The organism is Streptomyces sp. NPDC029139 (genome assembly GCF_055564335.1).
The window spans coordinates 551,113-568,284 of sequence record NZ_JBVHWN010000003.1 but is presented as its reverse complement, the minus strand read 5'-3'; the positions used below and the strand labels follow the sequence as shown (position 1 = coordinate 568,284).

18 protein-coding genes are annotated in these 17,172 nt (G+C 72.1%); 6 read left to right on the top strand and 12 right to left on the bottom strand.

Going from position 1 to position 17,172, the window contains the following annotated elements:
• Positions 1 to 90: 90 nt before the first annotated feature.
• The 4 genes from ACZ4VW_RS10500 to katG form a co-directional block, all read right to left on the bottom strand.
• Entirely contained in the window at positions 91 to 1,110 is a 1,020-nt protein-coding gene (locus ACZ4VW_RS10500; protein WP_467960601.1) for a hemolysin family protein, read from the bottom strand.
• Entirely contained in the window at positions 1,107 to 2,447 is a 1,341-nt protein-coding gene (locus ACZ4VW_RS10495; protein ID WP_467960599.1) for a hemolysin family protein, read from the bottom strand. The genes ACZ4VW_RS10500 and ACZ4VW_RS10495 overlap by 4 nt, the downstream gene beginning before the upstream one ends.
• A 146-nt stretch (positions 2,448 to 2,593) precedes the next feature.
• On the bottom strand, positions 2,594 to 3,148 hold the full coding sequence (locus ACZ4VW_RS10490) for a GNAT family N-acetyltransferase (RefSeq protein WP_467960597.1): 555 nt from the start codon (positions 3,146 to 3,148) through the stop codon (positions 2,594 to 2,596).
• A 198-nt stretch (positions 3,149 to 3,346) separates the two neighbouring features.
• Complete coding sequence (gene katG, locus ACZ4VW_RS10485) at positions 3,347 to 5,575, bottom strand: catalase/peroxidase HPI (RefSeq protein ID WP_467960596.1); 2,229 nt, start codon at positions 5,573 to 5,575, stop codon at positions 3,347 to 3,349.
• 238 nt (positions 5,576 to 5,813) lie between these two features.
• Here katG and ACZ4VW_RS10480 point away from each other — a divergent pair, with 238 nt between their 5' ends.
• The 3 genes from ACZ4VW_RS10480 (at position 5,814) to ACZ4VW_RS10470 (ending at position 7,040) form a co-directional block, all read left to right on the top strand.
• Complete coding sequence (locus ACZ4VW_RS10480; protein ID WP_467960593.1) at positions 5,814 to 6,236, top strand: Fur family transcriptional regulator; 423 nt, start codon at positions 5,814 to 5,816, stop codon at positions 6,234 to 6,236.
• A gap of 208 nt (positions 6,237 to 6,444) precedes the next feature.
• Complete coding sequence (locus tag ACZ4VW_RS10475; protein ID WP_467960591.1) at positions 6,445 to 6,672, top strand: antitoxin; 228 nt, start codon at positions 6,445 to 6,447, stop codon at positions 6,670 to 6,672.
• Positions 6,669 to 7,040, top strand: a complete 372-nt coding sequence (locus ACZ4VW_RS10470; RefSeq protein WP_467960590.1) for a fic family toxin-antitoxin system, toxin component — start codon at positions 6,669 to 6,671, stop codon at positions 7,038 to 7,040. The genes ACZ4VW_RS10475 and ACZ4VW_RS10470 overlap by 4 nt, the downstream gene beginning before the upstream one ends.
• A gap of 10 nt (positions 7,041 to 7,050) precedes the next feature.
• Here ACZ4VW_RS10470 and ACZ4VW_RS10465 read toward each other — a convergent pair whose 3' ends face one another.
• The 5 genes from ACZ4VW_RS10465 to bioB form a co-directional block, all read right to left on the bottom strand.
• Positions 7,051 to 7,716 (bottom strand): class I SAM-dependent methyltransferase, encoded by a 666-nt coding sequence (locus tag ACZ4VW_RS10465; protein WP_467960588.1) that lies wholly within the window; start codon positions 7,714 to 7,716, stop codon positions 7,051 to 7,053.
• 81 nt (positions 7,717 to 7,797) lie between these two features.
• Positions 7,798 to 8,142, bottom strand: coding sequence for a VOC family protein (locus ACZ4VW_RS10460; protein ID WP_467960586.1), 345 nt, complete (start codon positions 8,140 to 8,142; stop codon positions 7,798 to 7,800).
• 18 nt (positions 8,143 to 8,160) lie between these two features.
• Entirely contained in the window at positions 8,161 to 8,877 is a 717-nt protein-coding gene (bioD, locus tag ACZ4VW_RS10455; protein ID WP_467960820.1) for a dethiobiotin synthase, read from the bottom strand.
• A 39-nt stretch (positions 8,878 to 8,916) separates the two neighbouring features.
• Positions 8,917 to 10,197: an adenosylmethionine--8-amino-7-oxononanoate transaminase gene (locus tag ACZ4VW_RS10450; RefSeq protein WP_467960584.1), complete on the bottom strand. Its 1,281-nt coding sequence runs from the start codon at positions 10,195 to 10,197 to the stop codon at positions 8,917 to 8,919.
• Positions 10,190 to 11,473 (bottom strand): biotin synthase BioB, encoded by a 1,284-nt coding sequence (gene bioB, locus ACZ4VW_RS10445; protein ID WP_467960582.1) that lies wholly within the window; start codon positions 11,471 to 11,473, stop codon positions 10,190 to 10,192. The genes ACZ4VW_RS10450 and bioB overlap by 8 nt, the downstream gene beginning before the upstream one ends.
• A 144-nt stretch (positions 11,474 to 11,617) precedes the next feature.
• Between bioB and ACZ4VW_RS10440 the strand changes: the two genes are divergently transcribed.
• From ACZ4VW_RS10440 to ACZ4VW_RS10430, 3 genes are all read left to right on the top strand, one after another.
• Complete coding sequence (locus ACZ4VW_RS10440) at positions 11,618 to 12,784, top strand: 8-amino-7-oxononanoate synthase (protein WP_467960580.1); 1,167 nt, start codon at positions 11,618 to 11,620, stop codon at positions 12,782 to 12,784.
• A gap of 158 nt (positions 12,785 to 12,942) precedes the next feature.
• On the top strand, positions 12,943 to 13,395 hold the full coding sequence (locus tag ACZ4VW_RS10435; protein ID WP_467960578.1) for an ATP-binding protein: 453 nt from the start codon (positions 12,943 to 12,945) through the stop codon (positions 13,393 to 13,395).
• Positions 13,396 to 13,534: 139 nt separating this feature from the next.
• Positions 13,535 to 15,163 carry a sodium/solute symporter gene (locus ACZ4VW_RS10430; protein ID WP_467960576.1) on the top strand — a complete coding sequence of 543 codons (1,629 nt, stop codon included), beginning with the start codon at positions 13,535 to 13,537 and terminating at the stop codon, positions 15,161 to 15,163.
• 61 nt (positions 15,164 to 15,224) lie between these two features.
• On the opposite strand, the gene ACZ4VW_RS10425 is transcribed toward ACZ4VW_RS10430, so the two are convergent.
• The 3 genes from ACZ4VW_RS10425 to ACZ4VW_RS10415 form a co-directional block, all read right to left on the bottom strand.
• Positions 15,225 to 15,701 carry a C40 family peptidase gene (locus ACZ4VW_RS10425; protein ID WP_467960574.1) on the bottom strand — a complete coding sequence of 159 codons (477 nt, stop codon included), beginning with the start codon at positions 15,699 to 15,701 and terminating at the stop codon, positions 15,225 to 15,227.
• Between the two features lie 515 nt (positions 15,702 to 16,216).
• Positions 16,217 to 16,522, bottom strand: coding sequence for a hypothetical protein (locus ACZ4VW_RS10420; protein ID WP_467960572.1), 306 nt, complete (start codon positions 16,520 to 16,522; stop codon positions 16,217 to 16,219).
• A gap of 7 nt (positions 16,523 to 16,529) precedes the next feature.
• On the bottom strand, positions 16,530 to 17,153 hold the full coding sequence (locus ACZ4VW_RS10415; RefSeq protein WP_467960570.1) for an ATP-dependent Clp protease proteolytic subunit: 624 nt from the start codon (positions 17,151 to 17,153) through the stop codon (positions 16,530 to 16,532).
• Positions 17,154 to 17,172 lie beyond the last annotated feature (19 nt).

Below are 17,172 nucleotides of genomic sequence, written 5' to 3'. Positions count from 1 at the left end.
CCACTGACAACACCGGCCGACATTTTTGGGTACATCCGCCGGACCCCCGGCCCCACCCCGTCCCCCCCCGGGGCTCCGGACCGGTCACCGTCAGGAAGCTGCCGGTCGCCCGACGAGCTCCCGCAGGACGTCCTCCATGGTGACCAGGCCGGCCAGCTTGCCGTCGTCGTCCAGCACGGCCGCCAGGTGCGTACGGCTGCGGCGCATCGCCGTCAGCACGTCGTCCATCGGCGTGGCCGCCCTGACCCGGGCGATCGGCCGCATGGCCGTGACCGGGAAGGGAAGGTCGCGCGGGGTGGCGTCCAAGGCGTCCTTGACGTGCATGTAGCCCAGGATCCGGCGGCTCGCGTCGACCACCGGGAAGCGGGAGAAGCCGGATTCGGCGGCCAGCGCCTCCAGCTCCTCCGGTGTCGTCCCGACGGCCGCGTACACGACCCTCTCCACCGGCATGACCACGTCCCGCACCGGGCGGCGGCCGAGTTCGAGGGCGTCGTGCAGGCGCTCCGCCGCCCGGTCGTCGAGCAGACCGGCGACGCCCGCGTCGGTCACCATCCTGGCCAGCTCGTCGTCCGAGAACGTCGCCGAGACCTCGTCCTTCACCTCCACCCGCAACAGCTTCAGCAGCGCGTTGGCGAAGGCGTTGATCGCGAAGATCACCGGGCGCAGGGCCCGCGCGATCGCCACCAGCGGCGGGCCGAGGAGCAGCGCGGAGCGCGTCGGCTCGGCCAGCGCGATGTTCTTCGGGACCATCTCGCCGAGCAGCATGTGCAGATAGGTCGCCAGGGAGAGCGCGATCACGAACGAGATCGGGTGCACCAGTCCGTGCGGCACGCCGATGGCGTCGAAGACCGGTTCGAGCAGATGCGCGATGGCCGGCTCGGCGACGATGCCCAGCACCAGGGTGCACAGCGTGATGCCGAGCTGCGCCGCGGCGAGGAGCGCGGAGACGTGCTCCAGACCCCACATGACGCTGCGCGCCCGCCGGTCCCCCCGCTCCGCCGCCGGTTCGATCTGGCTGCGGCGCACGGAGATCAGGGCGAACTCGGCGCCGACGAAGAAGGCGTTCACGACCAGGGTGAGAAGGCCGATCAACAACTGGATCGCGATCATCGGCCCGTCTCCCCGGTCTCCTGGAAGCCATCGGCCGGCGGCGCGTGCATCAGCACCCGCGCGGCCCGGCGCCCGGAGGCGTCCACCACGTCGAGCTCCCAGCCGGCCAGCTCCACGCTGTCGCCGACGGCGGGGATCCGCCCCAGCGCCGTGGCGAGGACACCCGCCAGCGTCTCGTACGGTCCGTCCGGCACCCGCAGGCCGATCGCCTCCAGCTGGTCCGTGCGCGCGGCGCCGTCGGCGGACCAGAGCTCACGCCCGTCCGCGTCCGCGCCCGCCCGCGCCAGGTCGGGCGTCTCGTGCGGATCGTGCTCGTCGCGCACCTCGCCGACGACCTCCTCGACGATGTCCTCCAGCGTCGCGACGCCGGCCGTACCGCCGTACTCGTCGATGACGACCGCCATCGTCTGCTTGCCCGACAGCCGGTCGAGGAGCCGGTCCACGGTCAGGGTCTCGGGGACCAGCAGCGGCTCGCGCAGCATGTCCCCGATGCGCCGGCGGGGCCGCTCGTCGGCCGGTATCGCCAGGACGTCCTTGATGTGGGCGATCCCGACCACCGAGTCGAGGCTGCCCCGGTAGACGGGGAAGCGGGACAGGCCGGTCGCGCGGGTCGCGTTGGCGACGTCCTCGGCGGTGGCCTGCACCTCCAGGGCGGTCACCTGCACGCGCGGGGTCATCACGTTCTCCGCGGTCAGCTCCGCGAGGTTCAGCGTCCGGACGAACAGCTCCGCGGTGTCCGCCTCCAGAGCGCCCGCCTTGGCGGAGTGGCGGGCCAGCGCCACCAGTTCCTGCGGGGAGCGGGCCGAGGCCAGCTCCTCGGTCGGCTCCATGCCGAGCCGGCGCAGGATCCGGTTCGCGGTGTTGTTGAGATGGCTGATCAGCGGCCTGAAGGCGGCGGTGAAGATCCGCTGCGGCGTGGCCACCCGCTTGGCGATGGCCAGCGGCGAGGAGATCGCCCAGTTCTTCGGGACCAGCTCGCCGACGACCATCAGGACGACGGTCGACAGGGCGGTGCCGATGACCAGGGCCACCGAGGAGGCGACCGTGGGGGAGAGGCCGAGGTCCTCGACCGGACCGCGGATCAGCTTGGCGATCGAGGGCTCGGAGAGCATGCCGACGATCAGGTTGGTGACCGTGATGCCGAGCTGCGCGCCGGAGAGCTGGAAGGTGAGCGATCTGACGGCCTTGAGCGCGCTCGCAGCACCCCGCTCACCCCGCTCGACGGCCCGTTCGAGTTCGGACCGCTCGACGGTCGTGAGCGAGAACTCGGCCGCGACGAAGGCGCCACATGCGAGCGAGAGCAGCAGCGCCACCATGAGCAGAAGCACTTCGGTCATCGGTTCACCTCCGTCCCATGATCAGTCACGGGGAGAGGGATCGCTCGCTTGGTACTGGGAGGCTCGCCCATGGGCGGACGCTCACACCTTTCGGTCGTGCGGGATGGAAACACTCATGGTAAAGGATGGGCAAAACGGGGAAGTGGTCAGTCCCGGGGGGCCGCCGTCAGCGGCTTCACCCAACGGGTCCAGTGCCGCTGGGGGCCGTACTCCGCCGCGCGCCAGGCGTGCTGCCCGAGTTCGTTGTCGTTCAGCACCATGGCGTCCACCCGCCGGCCGCCGAGCCGTACGAACCGTTCCTCGGCCGCCGCGAGCAGTGCGCCGCCCACGCCCCGGCGGCGGTGGTCGGGATGGACGGCGAGCCGGTAGAGGTGGCAGCGCCAGCCGTCGAACCCGGCGATCACCGTGCCGGCGAGCTCGCCGCCGCGCTCCGCGAGGATCAGGGCCTCGGGGTCGCGTGCGACGAGCCGCTCGATGCCGTCACGGTCGTCGCTGATGCTGGTGCCCTCCGCGGCCACTCTCCAGAAGGCGAGGACGGCGTCGAGGTCGGCCGGCTCGGCGGCCCGGATGCGCGGTTCGGTCATGGTCCGATCCCACCACCGGCCCCGGCCGACCGTCGACCGCGTATCGCCATATGGTCGGTCCGGCGCCCGAACGGCCCCGACGCACGACCGGCCCTGTTCACGCTCGGGCCTTGACACGACCGGCCCTGCACACGAGCGGCCCGGCGTCCGAGGACCGGCCCGGGCACACGACCGGCCCGGCGCGCGTGAGCGGCCCCGACGCCCGACCGGTCCGACGACGCGCGACGCATGGGGGGTCCCTGACGCGCGGACGCCCGGGCCGACCCGCGGGGGGTCGGTCCGGGCGTCGCGATCAGGCCCCGGGGGCCGTGACCGTCAGGAACCCGCGAGGTCGAAGCGGTCCAGCTCCATGACCTTGTGCCAGGCCGCGACGAAGTCCGTCACGAACTTCTCCTTCGCGTCGTCGCTCGCGTAGACCTCCGCGAGCGCGCGCAGCTCGGAGTTCGAGCCGAAGACCAGGTCGGCGCGGGTGCCGGTCCACCGCACCTCGCCGGTGGCCGCGTCGCGGCCCTCGAACTCGTCCTGCGCCGAGGACGTCGCCTTCCACTCCGTACCCAGGTCGAGCAGGTTGACGAAGAAGTCGTTCGTCAGGGTGCCGGGCCTGTCCGTGAGGACGCCGTGCTTCGACTGGGCGTGGTTGGCGCCGAGGACGCGCAGACCGCCGACGAGGACGGTCATCTCCGGCGCGCTGAGGGTGAGCAGGTTCGCCCTGTCGAGCAGCAGGTACTCGGCCGGCAGACGGTTGCCCTTGCCGACGTAGTTCCGGAAGCCGTCGGAGGACGGCTCGAGCGCGGCGAACGACTCGACGTCCGTCTGCTCCTGCGTGGCGTCGACACGGCCGGGCGTGAACGGCACCTCGACCTCGTGGCCGGCGTCCTTGGCCGCCTGCTCGACGGCGGCGGAGCCGGCGAGCACGACCAGGTCGGCCAGCGAGACCTTCTTGGCGCCCGCGGCGTTGAAGGACTCCTGGATGCCCTCGAGGGTGCGCAGCACCTGCGCCAGCTCGTCCGGGTTGTTGACCTCCCAGTTGCGCTGCGGCTCCAGGCGGATACGGCCGCCGTTGGCGCCGCCACGCTTGTCGCTGCCGCGGAAGGAGGCGGCGGCGGCCCAGGCCGCGGAGACGAGCTGCGTGACGGTGAGGTCGGAGGCGAGGATCCGCTCCTTGAGGGAGGCGATGTCCGCGGCGTCGATCAGCTCGCCCTCGCGCGCCGGCAGCGGGTCCTGCCACACCAGCGTCTCGGACGGGACCTCGGGGCCGAGGTAGCGCACGACCGGGCCCATGTCGCGGTGGGTCAGCTTGAACCAGGCGCGGGCGAAGGCGTCCGCGAACTCCTCCGGGTTCTCGTAGAAGCGACGCGAGATCTGCTCGTAGACCGGGTCGAAGCGCAGCGACAGGTCCGTGGTGAGCATCATCGGACGGTGCTTCTTCGACGGGTCGTGGGCGTCGGGGATGATCGCCTCGGCGTCCTTCGCCACCCACTGGTGAGCGCCGGCCGGGCTCTTCGTGAGCTCGTACTCGTACTCGAACAGGTGCTTGAAGAAGTCGTGACCCCACTGGGCGGGCGTCGTGGTCCAGGTGACCTCGAGACCACTGGTGATCGCGTCGGCGCCCTTGCCGGTGCCGTACGAGTTCGCCCAGCCCAGGCCCTGCGCCTCGATCGGCGCGGCCTCGGGGTCGGCGCCGACGTTGTCCGCCGGGCCGGCGCCGTGGGTCTTGCCGAAGGTGTGGCCACCGGCGATGAGAGCGACGGTCTCCTCGTCGTTCATCGCCATGCGGCGGAACGTCTCGCGGATGTCGCGGGCCGCGGCGAGCGGGTCCGGGTTGCCGTTGGGGCCCTCGGGGTTGACGTAGATGAGGCCCATCTGGACCGCGCCGAGCGGGTTCTCCAGCTCGCGGTCGCCGGTGTAGCGCTCGTCACCGAGCCAGGTCGTCTCGGGGCCCCAGTACACGTCCTCGTCGGGCTCCCACACGTCCGCGCGGCCGCCGGCGAAGCCGAAGGTCTTGAAGCCCATCGTCTCCAGGGCCACGTTGCCGGTGAGGATCATGAGGTCGGCCCAGGAGATGGACTGGCCGTACTTCTTCTTGACCGGCCACAGCAGGCGGCGGGCCTTGTCCAGGTTGCCGTTGTCGGGCCAGCTGTTCAGCGGCGCGAAGCGCTGCTGGCCGGCGCCGGCCCCGCCGCGGCCGTCGCTGATGCGGTACGTACCGGCGCTGTGCCAGGCCATGCGGACCATGAGCGGGCCGTAGTGACCGAAGTCGGCCGGCCACCAGTCCTGCGAGGTGGTGAGGACCTCGGCGATGTCCCGCTTCACGGCCGCGAGGTCGAGGGCGTTGAACGCCTCGGCGTAGTCGAACTCCTCGCCGAGCGGGTTGGCCACGGCGGGGTTCTTGGCAAGGATCTTCAGATTGAGCCGCTCCGGCCACCACTGGCGGTTCCCGCCGCCCTGGGTCGGGTGCGCGGCGCGCGCGGTGTGCGCGACCGGGCAGCCGCCCGTTCCCTCGGTTTTCGCGTCGGTGACGATCGCATCATGGTTCTCGGGCATGGAAATCCTTCCGGACGGGGCGGATCGCGGAGCTTGCCTCGGGAAGCCCCGGCGGGCGTAGCGCCACCCGTGCCCGGAGTCATGTTGTCCCTTGGCTATTGCCGGAAGCGATCCTACGATGGACAGAGTCCAAGTCAAGAAGAGCGCCAATTCCATACCCGTCGGAAACCCGAGCGTCCACCCCTGGAGGCCGTGTGTTCCGTCGAAGCCGAAGTCGAAGCCGAATAGGTGAGCCGATATGAGTGACCTGCTGGAGCGACTGCGAGGGCGCGGCTGGCGTATGACCTCCCAGCGGCGGGTCGTCGCGGAGGTCCTCGACGGCGACCACGTGCACCTCACGGCCGACGAGGTGCACGTCCGCGCCGTGCGGCTGCTGCCCGAGATCTCCCGGGCGACCGTCTACAACACCCTGGGCGAGCTGGTCTCGCTCGGGGAGGTGGTCGAGGTCTCCACCGAAGGCCGCGCGAAGCGCTACGACCCCAACGCGCACCAGCCCCACCAGCACCTCGTCTGCGCCGGCTGCGGCACCATCCGTGACGTCCACCCCACCGGCGATCCGCTGGCCGACCTTCCCGCGGAGGAGCGGTTCGGCTTCGAGGTGTCGGAGGTCGAGGTCCTCTACCGAGGGCTGTGCCCCTCCTGCTCCTCCGCCCGTCCGTAGCGCGTGGGACGAAAAAACCTGCCCGGTCGGCGGCGCGCCCGAGGCGGCCTGCCCGCCGGAGCGGCCCGCCGGAGCGGCCCGCCGGAGCGGCCCGCCGGAGCGGCCCGCCGGAGCGGCCCGCCGGAGCGGCCCACCGGAGCGGCCCACCGGCGCGGTGCGGGGGCAGCTCCCCTTGCCCGTGCTAGCGCGCCGGCGCTAGCGTGGTCGTGTGGCGAAGACTCAGTTGAACGTACGGGTGGACGAAACGACCGCCGACACCGCCCGTCGGCGGGCGCATCAGCGCGGAATGAGCGTCAACCGCTACATCGAGGAACTCGTCCAGCAGGACGCGGGGGAGTCGGGGCGTGCCTTCGTCGAGGCGGCCGCCGACTTCATGAAGGAGTACGAGGCCGTGTTCGCGGAGGAGTTCGGCACGGAGCGTGGCCGCACCGCATGAGCCTCACGGTCGACATCGCCTGGCTGCTCATGGTCGCCGAACACCGCATGCCCGGCGACCCTCAGGTCACCGACTGGGGCGCGCTCGTCGCCGCGGTCGGCCGGCACGACGCCGAGATCTTCGGCGTGCCCGTCTACAGCGACCCGCACGCCCGCGCGGCCGCCCTGCTCCAACTCCTCCTGCACGTCCCGGCCCTGGAGCACTCCAACGCGATGTTCGCCTCGGCCGTCGCCTACGGCTACCTCGTCGCCAGCGGTCTGAAGGTCGTCACCTCGCCCGAACAGGTCCGCGACCTCGCCCGCCTGGTCAAGAAGGGCGAGGCGGACGTCCGTGCCATCGCCGCCGAGCTCCGTCAGTGGAGCCGCTGACCGGCGGTTCTCAGACCCGCCGCGCCGTGCCCAACACGCAGTAGGAGGAGGGCAGTCGGGGCCCCTGCTCAGGGACGGTGAACCTGCGGTACGCGACCGGCTCGAACCCCGCCGCCTCGATCGCCGCCAGCGGATCGCGCGCGGTGTGACAGCCACCGAACAGCAGCGGCCAGACCGTGCGGTCCAGGGCGCGCTGGGCCCTGGCCATCCCGGGCGAGGGGGCCGAACCGTGCTCGAAGAAGCGCAGTTCGCCACCCGGACGCAGTACCCGGTGCAGCTCCGCGAGGGCCCGGGGCACATCCTGTACCGTGCAGAGCACGAGGGAGACCACCGCCGCGTCGAAAGCCTCGCTCTTCACCGGCAGAGCCTCCGCCGCGCCCGGCGCCACGTCCACCGGCACATCGGCCCGCAACGCGGCCTGGACCGCCAACTGGCGCAGATGGCGCTCCGGTTCGATGGCCACGACCTCGGACACGGCGCCGGGATAGTGCGCGAAGTTCAGCCCGTTCCCCGCGCCGATCTCGATCACACGGCCGGACAGACCGGTCAGCAGCTCCGTACGGAGGGCGCCGATACCGCCCTTCGTATCGGCGGAGACGCTGAACCGCGCGTAGAAGCGGGCGAAGAGCGGGTGGTGAACGGCGTCCCTGGGGACCCCGGTGGAACGCGGTGACATCGCGGACCTCCTCCGACGCTGGGTGGCGCGGACGGATGGACGATGGACGGACGGGAGGATTCTGCCCGCGTATCGCCCTTCTCAGCCCGACACGAAGCAGAACTCGTTGCCCTCCGGGTCACGCATCACCTGGAAGGACCCCTGCGGGTCGCTGACGACGCCGCCGACGCGGGACGCGCCGAGCGTGGTCGCCTCGTCGGCGGCCGCGCCGATGTCGTCCGCGTGCACATCCAGATGGAGCCGGTTCTTCACGGTCTTGCCCTCGGGCACCCGCTGGAACGCGATCCGCACGAACCCGGGCGGCTCGACGTACGACCAGGCGGGGCTCCGGTCGACCGGAGCCCCGCCGAGGAGCCCGGCCCAGAACCGCACCAGATCCGCCGGATCGGCACAGTCGAAGACGATCTCTGAAACGTGTGCGTGCATGGATCCAGCGTACGGAGGTCAGGGCCGGGCGCGAGCGGCGAACCCCTCGGCGTCCCAGACGCCGCCCAGCGCGGGCGCCAGCCACTCGCCCGCACGCGCCCGGAACGCGACGGGATCCAGACCGCCCGCCCCCTCCGGCACGGCCCCGAGCAGCGGCGCCCCCGCCGCCTCCGGCAGATCGACCAGATTGCAGCGGGCCGCCAGGTCCGGCGCGGCCGGCCAGCTGCCGACCACGACGCCCAGCTGCTCGATGCCGCGCGCCGCGAGGGCCTCGGCCGTCAGCGCGGTCGCGTTGAGCGTGCCGAGCCCGGCCGGCGTGACCACCAGGACCGGGGCGCCGAGGAGCCGTGCCGCGTCCGCGAGCGTGCCGCCGTCCTCGTCGAACCGGACGAGGAGACCGCCCGCGCCCTCCACGAGGACCAAGTCGTACTCGGCGGCGAGTTTCGCGGCCGCCTCGGCGACCTCCCGCGGCCCGACCGGCGTCGCCCCGGCCCGCCGGGCGGCCGTGGCAGGCGCCAACGGCTCCGGAAAGCGCCCCAGTTCGACCGACGTCCGCGCTCCGGAGAGCCGTACGACCTCGTCCGCGTCACCCTGCTCACCCGGCGCGAGTCCGGTCTGCGCCGGCTTGAGGACGGCGACCGACCGCCCCCGCGCCGTGGCCACGGCGGCCACGGCGGCCGTCACGATCGTCTTCCCGATCTCCGTGCCCGTACCGCTGACGACGATGACGTTCATGGTGGGACCGCCCATGGTGTGAGTCCTTTCCTCGCCCGCTCAGCCCGCCGCCGCGGCGGCGCGGACCGCCGAGCAGATGCGGGTGAGGTCCTCGTCGCCGGTCACGAACGGCGGCATCGTGTAGATCAGATCGCGGAAAGGACGCAGCCACACGCCCGCCCGGACCGCCGCCTCCGTCGCCGCCGCCATGTCGACCTCGTGGTCGAGCTGTACGACGCCGATGGCGCCCAGCACGCGCACCTCCCGCACCCCCGGCAGCGCGGCGGCCGGGGCGAGGCCCTCCCGGAGGCCCGCCTCGATGCGCTTGACCTCCACGCCCCAGTCCTGGGACAGGAGCAGATCGATCGAGGCACAGGCCACCGCGGAGGCCAGCGGATTGCCCATGAACGTCGGCCCGTGGGCGAGTACCGGGACCTCGCCCCGGGAGATCCCCTCGGCGACCCGCGTCGAGCACAGCGTCGCCGCCATCGAGAGGTAGCCGCCGGTCAGCGCCTTGCCCAGACACATGACATCGGGGGAGACCCCGGCATGGTCCGCGGCGAAGAGCGCGCCCGTACGGCCGAAGCCGGTCGCGATCTCGTCGAAGATCAGCAGGACGCCGTGCTCGTCGCACGCCTCCCGCAGGACCCGCAGATAGTCGGGCGAGTGGAACCGCATCCCGCCCGCGCCCTGCACCACCGGCTCCACGATCACCGCGGCCAGCTCCTCGGCGTGCCGCCCGATCGTCTCGCGCAGCAGCTCGGCGTACGACTCCGCGTACGCGGCGGGCGGCGCGTCCACGAAGAGCTGGCGCTGGAGCACGCCCGCCCACAGCTCGTGCATCCCGCCCTGCGGGTCGCACACGGACATCGGCTGCCAGGTGTCGCCGTGGTAGCCGCCGCGCCAGGTCATCAGCCGCTGCTTGCCGGGCCGGCCCAGCGAGCGCCAGTACTGGAGGCACATCTTCGCCGCGACCTCGACGGCGACCGAGCCCGAGTCGCTCAGGAAGACGTGCTGAAGGGGCGCGGGCGTGATCTCGACCAGACGGGCGGCGAGCCGGACGGCCGGCTCATGGGTCAGCCCACCGAACATGACATGGCTCATCCGGTCCAGCTGGCCGCGCACCGCGTCGTTGAGCACCGGGTGGTTGTACCCGTGGATCGCGGACCACCAGGAGGACATGCCGTCGATCAACTCGACCTGCCCGTGGACCGGCTCCGCAGGCCTGAGCCGCACCCCGGACGCGGATTCGACCACCAGCGGGTCCGTACGGCCCGGCATGGGCCCGTACGGATGCCAGACGTGCGCCCGGTCCAGGGCCAGCAGTTCCTCGTTACGCATTCGGCGCGAGGTCCGTTCCGGCGCCGCGGCGGCGCACCGCCACCAGGTCGGTACGGGCCCCCGGGACCTCGGCGGCCTCCGCCTCCGCCGCCTCCGACCGCGGGGCCTCGGTCCGCGGCGCATGGCCCCCGCACGGCCCGCAGCCGCCGCCGGCCTCCGCCTGCGCACCGCAGCCGCCACCGGCTTCCGCGTGCGAACCACAGCCGCCGCCCGCCTCCGCGTGCGAACCGCAACCGCCACCGGCCCCGGCGCGCGCCGCCGCCAGCGCGTCCGCCCGGTGCTGGGGCAGCGTCTGCGTGCCCGCGCCCTCCACCTCGAAGCCCGCGTCCGCGATCATGTCCAGGTCCGCCTGGCCGGCCTGGCCCTCGCTGGTCAGGTAGTCGCCGAGGAAGATCGAGTTCGCGACGTGCAGCGCCAGCGGCTGCATCGACCGCAGATGCACCTCGCGCCCGCCCGCGATCCGGACCTCGACGTCCGGGCAGACGAACCGCACCATCGCCAGGATCCGGAGGCAGCGCTGCGGGGTGAGGTTCCACTCCTTCGCGAGCGGGGTGCCCTCGAACGGGATGAGGAAGTTCACCGGCACCGAGTCCGAGCCCAGCTCGCGCAGCGCGTAGACGACGTCGACCAGGTCCTCGTCCTTCTCGCCCATGCCCGCGATCAGACCGGAGCAGGCCGACAGCCCGGCGCCGTGCGCCTTCTGCACGGTGTCCACCCGGTCCTGATAGGTGTGGGTGGTCGTGATCTCGCCGTACGTCCCCTCGGACGTGTTCAGGTTGTGGTTGTACGCGTCCGCACCCGCCTCGCGCAGGCGCTCGGCCTGGCCGTCGGAGAGCAGGCCGAGGCACGCGCAGACCTCGACGCCCTCGTTCTGCTCCTTGATCGCCTCGATGGTCTTGCCGACGCGCTCCACGTCCCGGTCGGTCGGGCCCCGCCCGCTCGCCACCAGGCAGACCCGCTTCGCACCGCCCGCGACACCGGCGGCGGCCGCCTGGGACGCCTCGTCCGGCTTCAGCCAGGTGTACTTCAGGATCCCGGCCGTGGAGCCGAGCCGCTGGGAACAGTACGAGCAGTCCTCCGGGCACAGCCCGGACTTCAGATTCACCAGGTAGTTCAGCTTCACCCGACGCCCGAACCACTGGCGGCGCACCTTGCCGGCCGCGGCCACCACATCGAGCAGTTCGTCGTCGGAGGTCGCCAGTACGGCGAGCGCTTCTTCGCGGCTCGGCAGCTCGCGCCGCAGCCCCTTGTCCACCAGCGTGTTCAGCAGGTCCATAAGGGCTGATCCTGGCCTACGGCACACCTTGTGGCCAAGGAGGAACTGAACAAACGAGCCCGTTTGAGGTGTGTGCATGGCCACACCCTGACCTCGGCCACGGAAGGTTAGGGTCTGTGCGCTGCCTACAAAAGGATCTGCCCCATGCACCGGGACGAGGACACGAGCCGGACGGCCTTCGACTGGACCGACGCCGAGGCACGCCGGCGCGAGCGGGCGGGGCTCGTCCGTACGCTCAGGCCCCGCGCCGCCGAATCGGACCTGCTCGACCTGGCGAGCAACGACTACCTCGGACTGACCCGCCGGCCGGAGATCACGGAGGCGGCGGCCGAGGCGGCACGGCGCTGGGGCGCCGGCGCCACCGGATCGCGCCTCGTCACCGGCACCACCCGGCTGCACGCCCGGCTGGAGCGCGAACTCGCCGAGTTCTGCGGCTTCGAGGCGGCCCTCGTCTTCTCCTCCGGCTACACCGCCAACCTCGCCGCGCTCACCGCGCTGAGCGGCCGGGACTCGCTGATCGTCTCGGACGCCGGCAACCACGCCTCCATCGTCGACGGCTGCCGGCTCTCGCGCGCCGAGACCGCCGTGGTCCCGCACACCGACCCCGAGGCGGTACGCAAGACCCTGCGCGCCCACGAGGGCCGTCGGGCCCTCGTCGTCACCGACTCCGTCTTCTCCGTGGACGGCGACAAGGCGCCGCTCACCGAGCTCGCGGGGGCCTGCCGGGCGTACGGCGCCGCGCTCGTCGTGGACGACGCCCACGGCCTGGGGGTCCTCGGCGACGGCGGCAGGGGCGCCCTGCACGCCGCGGGTCTCGCGGGCGACGAGGACGTCGTCGCCACCCTCACCCTCTCCAAGTCGCTGGGCAGCCAGGGCGGTGCCGTGCTCGGACCGGCCCGCGTCGTCGAGCACCTGGTCAACGCGGCCCGGACGTTCATCTTCGACACCGGGCTCGCCCCGGCCGCCACCGGCGCCGCCCTCGCGAGCCTGCGACTGATCCACGGCGAGCCCGGCCTCGCGGAGCGGGCGCGTACGGTCGCCACCACGCTGCACCGGATGCTCACCGAGGCCGGACTGACCGCCGCACGCCCGGACGCGGCCGTCGTCTCGGTGCGGGCGCCCTCGCCCGAGGCCGCGTTGCGGTGGGCGGCCGACTGTCGCGAACAGGGACTCGCGGTGGGCTGCTTCAGGCCCCCGTCCGTCCCGGACGGCATCTCGCGGCTGCGGCTGACGGCCCGGGCGGACCTGACCGGCGCGCAGATCGACCGCGCGGTGGAGACGATCGTCCGCACCGCGCCGCAGACCCCCTGATCCCGGCCCAAATACGGTCTCTCGTAGCAGAGTTCACCGCTTCGAGCGACAAATACGCACATATCTCGGTGGATCGCCGCACGGGGCGACACGATCGGTGGCACCCTGACGCGTAGTGCAGTCCGGGCCCGGCCCGGTGGGAAAGGGACAGCGTCGCCATGGCAGACCACCAGGAAGCATCCGTCACTCTGCCGAGCGATCCCGCCTCGGTGTCCGCCGCCCGGAGATACGTCGCCGAGGTCCTGACCGGCTGGGGGCTCGCCGAGGCCGGCGACACCGCCGACACGGTCCGGCTGATCGTCTCCGAACTGGCCACCAACGCCGTCCAGCACACGTTCGGACAGTCACCCACGTTCACCGTGGACGTCCGGCTGGAGCGCGAGGAGCAGCTGCGCATCGGCGTCACCGACAGCCATCCCCGCTGGCCCCGGCGACTCCCGGCGGCGGTGCAGCAGGACAACGGGCGGGGAATGGTCATCATCCGCTTCCTGGCGGCGGAGGCGGGTGGCCGGCTCTCCGTCACCCCGACCGACGAGGGCGGCAAGACGGTCTGGATCAACCTCCCCTGGACCGCCTCCCCGAACCGGGGAGTGCCTTCGGGCGCCCTCTAGGGCGCCGGGGAATTGGTCGCGCGCACAGGCGGAGGCCGTGACGGTGTGCCGGTGACACGTCTGCGGACGCGCGCCTTCACCGGCGGGCGGCACCGTGCTCTTGTGGGCTCCCGTCCCGCCGCCAGCGCCCCGGAGAGCCATGACCGCGCACCCCGTCCCCGCCGCAGAGCTGTCCATGGCCGGGGGTGACACCCAGGGCGCCATCCTGATCAGCTTCCTCCTCCTCGTGGTCGCCGCGCTGTTCGCCTGCCTGCTCCTCGGACCGCAGCGCGAGGAGGCCGAGAACTTCTACATCGGCCGGCGGCGGAACAAGCCCGTACGCAACGGGCTCGCGCTGGCGGGGGACTACATCTCCTCTGCCACCGTCGTGGGGACGGCGGGGACCGTCGCCCTGATGGGATTCGACGGCCTGTTCGTCGCGGGCAGCACCCTCGCCGCCCTCGTCGTCCTGGCCCTCCTCGCCGGGCCACTGCGGGCCCGCGGACGGTTCACGATCGCCGACGTCTTCGCGGACCGGGCGCCCGGGACGGCGGTCCGGATCTCCGCCGCCGTCGTCACCCTGCTGGTGTGCCTGTTCTACTTCGTCGTCCAGCTCTCCGCCGTGGCCCTCGTGACCGCCCAGCTCCTGGGCCTGGAGACCGTCGGCGCCCAGCGTGCGATCGCCCTCATGATCGGCGTCCTGATCGCCTGCGCCACCGCCGTCGGAGGGATGCGCGGGGCCACCGCGCTGCAGGCCGCGAAGACGGTCATCGTCCTGGTCGCCCTGCTCTTCGTCGTCGGCGCGCTCCTCGCCCGCTTCGGCTGGAACCCGCTCGCCCTGCTCGACGCCGCGCGGGCCAACAACGGCGCCGGCTCCGCGTACTTCCGCCCCGGGCTCCTGCAACGCTCCAACCCGAGCGCCAGCTGGACCTTCGACTTCATCGGGCTCCAGCTCAGCATCGTCCTCGGCGCGGCCGTCATGCCGCACGTGGTGATGCGGCTGCACGCCACCCCCGACGCCGCGGCGGCGCGCCGCTCCGTCCGCGGCGCCCTGCTCATCGTCACGGCCGTCGTCGTGTGCACCGTGGTGATCGGCCTGGGCACGGCGGCGAGCGTCGGCGGCGCGAAGCTGGCCGAGGTCAGCCCCGGAGGCACCGGGGCCCTGATGCTCACCACCGGGACGCTCGCCGGCGGCCCCGGGTCCACGGGCGGGGCCATGCTCTTCGTCCTCGTCGCCACCGCCGTCTTCGCGACCTCGCTCGCCGTCATCGCGGGCATCACCCTGACGGCGTCGGCCGCGGTCGGACACGATCTGTACCGGCAGGCGCTGCGCCGGACGGCCCACTCCGACAAGGGCGTCGAGATCAACACCGCCCGCTGGGGCGCCGTCGCCGTCAGCGCGGCCGGCATCACCCTCACCTACGCGGCCCTCGACTGGAACATGCAGATGTTCAGCTGGGTCGGCCTCGCCGTCGCCGCCTCCAGCCTGCTGCCCGCGCTCGTCTACAGCCTGTACTGGTCCCGCTTCACGGAACGCGGTCTGCTGTGGACCCTCACGGGCGGCGCGGCCTGCGTCGTCGTCCTGCAGGCCTTCACCCCCATGGTGTCCGGCCTGCCCTCGTCCTTGCTCCCTCACATGGACTTCGCCTGGCTCCCCTTTCAGTCCGTCGCCCTCATCTCCATCCCGGTGGGCTTCGCCCTGGGCTGGCTGGGCAGCGTGCCGGGCTCACGGCCGGCTCCGGCGGGTCGTGACGTGACTCCGTACGCCGACCGCACGCACGGCTCCTAGGGGTGGGGCCGAGCCCTTGCGCCGCGTCGGGGGTGTGGCGGCGTCACCACACCCCCCGCGGTCAGCCGACGCGGCCGTAGGAGACCCTGGACGACCAGATCCGGTCGAGCTTCACCCAGGACCCCTGCTTCGGCGAGTGCCAGATCCTGTTGCTTCCGGCGTAGATGCCCACGTGGTAGACCCTTCCACCCGAGTGGAAGAAGACCAGATCCCCCCGCTGCCGGCTGGAGGCGGAGATGCGGCGGGTCTTGTTGTACTGCTGCTGCGCGGTACGGGGCAGCGACTTGCCCGCCTTCTTGTACGAGTAGAGCGTGAGCCCCGAGCAGTCGAACCGGTGCGGCCCGGACGCTCCGTACTTGTACGGCGATCCCTTCTTCGAGGCCGCGACGTTCAGCGCCTTGCCGGCGTACGAGGTCGCGGCCCGGGCCTCCGATGTGGCGCCTGGGGCCAGCATCGTGCCGCCGACGGCGGCGAGGGTGAGAGCCGAGACGGCTCCTGCCCGGGACAGCAGGGACGGGACATGAATCTGCGCAGTCATGCGCAACCCTTCGTCAGCCGCCTGTGAAGGATGACCTGTCGGGTTCGGACTGGCGAAGTTGCCCGGCCGCGGCTGCGGCTTCACCCCGAGGAACGGCCCCACTGGGCGGCCGTCCCGTGCTGCTCGGGTCCTCCACTCCTGCCGATCCACTCCTGTCGACCAGACATCCGGGACGGCGGCAGGACTCGGCGTCCGCCCGGACCGCCCCGCCGCGGTGGCGGGGGCTTGTCGTCGTGAGGGATCTTGACCCACATTCAGGGTGAAATCCGAGCTGAAACGACCCTATGTGAGGCTCCTCACGACTGATCCATTTGGGTGGACAGATATGTTTATTGACTGACCGATGTTTGCCCGGCGAGGCTCGCACCAGCGACGGAACGTTCGATTCCGCCAGATGTGTACACCTCCCGCGCAACTCACCCCGCGCATAAGTCGATTCGTCGACTACGCCGAACGGGGGAGGGATTTCGCGCCCACGATGCCCCGAGTGGACCTCGACACGACACGCGCATGTGTCAACTCGCCGGTGATCCCGGGACGGTGACCCGGTCCGCGCGACGCTCCCCGTCCAACGTCCGCAGCGCACGGGCCAATGTCTCCGCGTGCACCTCGCTCTCGCCGCGCGCGTGCATGACCGTCAGCGCCTCGCGCAGGGCGATCGCCCGCCCTACCAGGGCCTGGGCCGCGCGCAGCGCCCCATAGGTATGCGACGCCCTGGATGGATTGATCCGTCCCAGCAGATCGACGGCATCGAGATAGGCGTCGACGAACTCGCCCTCGGCGCGGGTCAGAGCGGGCAGCGGCGGCAGCTCGGGAACCATCTCCGGCTCACCTCGTCCCGGCGCCGCCGGACGCCGCGCGGTTCTGGATCACGTGATCCACCAGCCCGTACGCGGTCGCGGCCGCCGCGTCGAGCACGGTCACGCGGTCGATGTCGGCGTCGATCCGCGCACGGTCGCGACCGGTGTGGGTGGCCAGCATCCCGGCCACCATCGCGCGCAGGCGGAGCAACTCCCGCGCCTGGATGTCGAGATCGCCGGGCCGGCCCCGCAACGGCTCGTCCGTCGTGGGCTGCTGGAGCACGACCCGCGCGCCGGGCAGGGCGAGCCGCTTCCCGGGCGCTCCGGCCGCGAGGAGCACGGCCGCGGTGGAGGCCGCCTGGCCGAGGCAGGTGGTCTCCACGTCGCAGGTGACGACCTGCATCGTGTCGTAGATCGCGGACATCGCGCTGAGCGAACCGCCGGGGGAGTTGATGTAGAGCGAGATGTCCCGGTCCGGGTCGGCGTACTCGAGGTGCAGCAGCTGGGCGATGACGTCGTTGGCCGAGGTCTCGTCGATCGGCGTACCGAGGAGGACGATCCGCTCCTCCAGCAGCTTGGAGTACGGATCGAGGGTCCGGCTTCCGGAGCTCGTGCGCTCGGTGAACTCGGGAAGGACGTAGCGGGCGTCCATGGGAGGCCTCCTGCTCTTC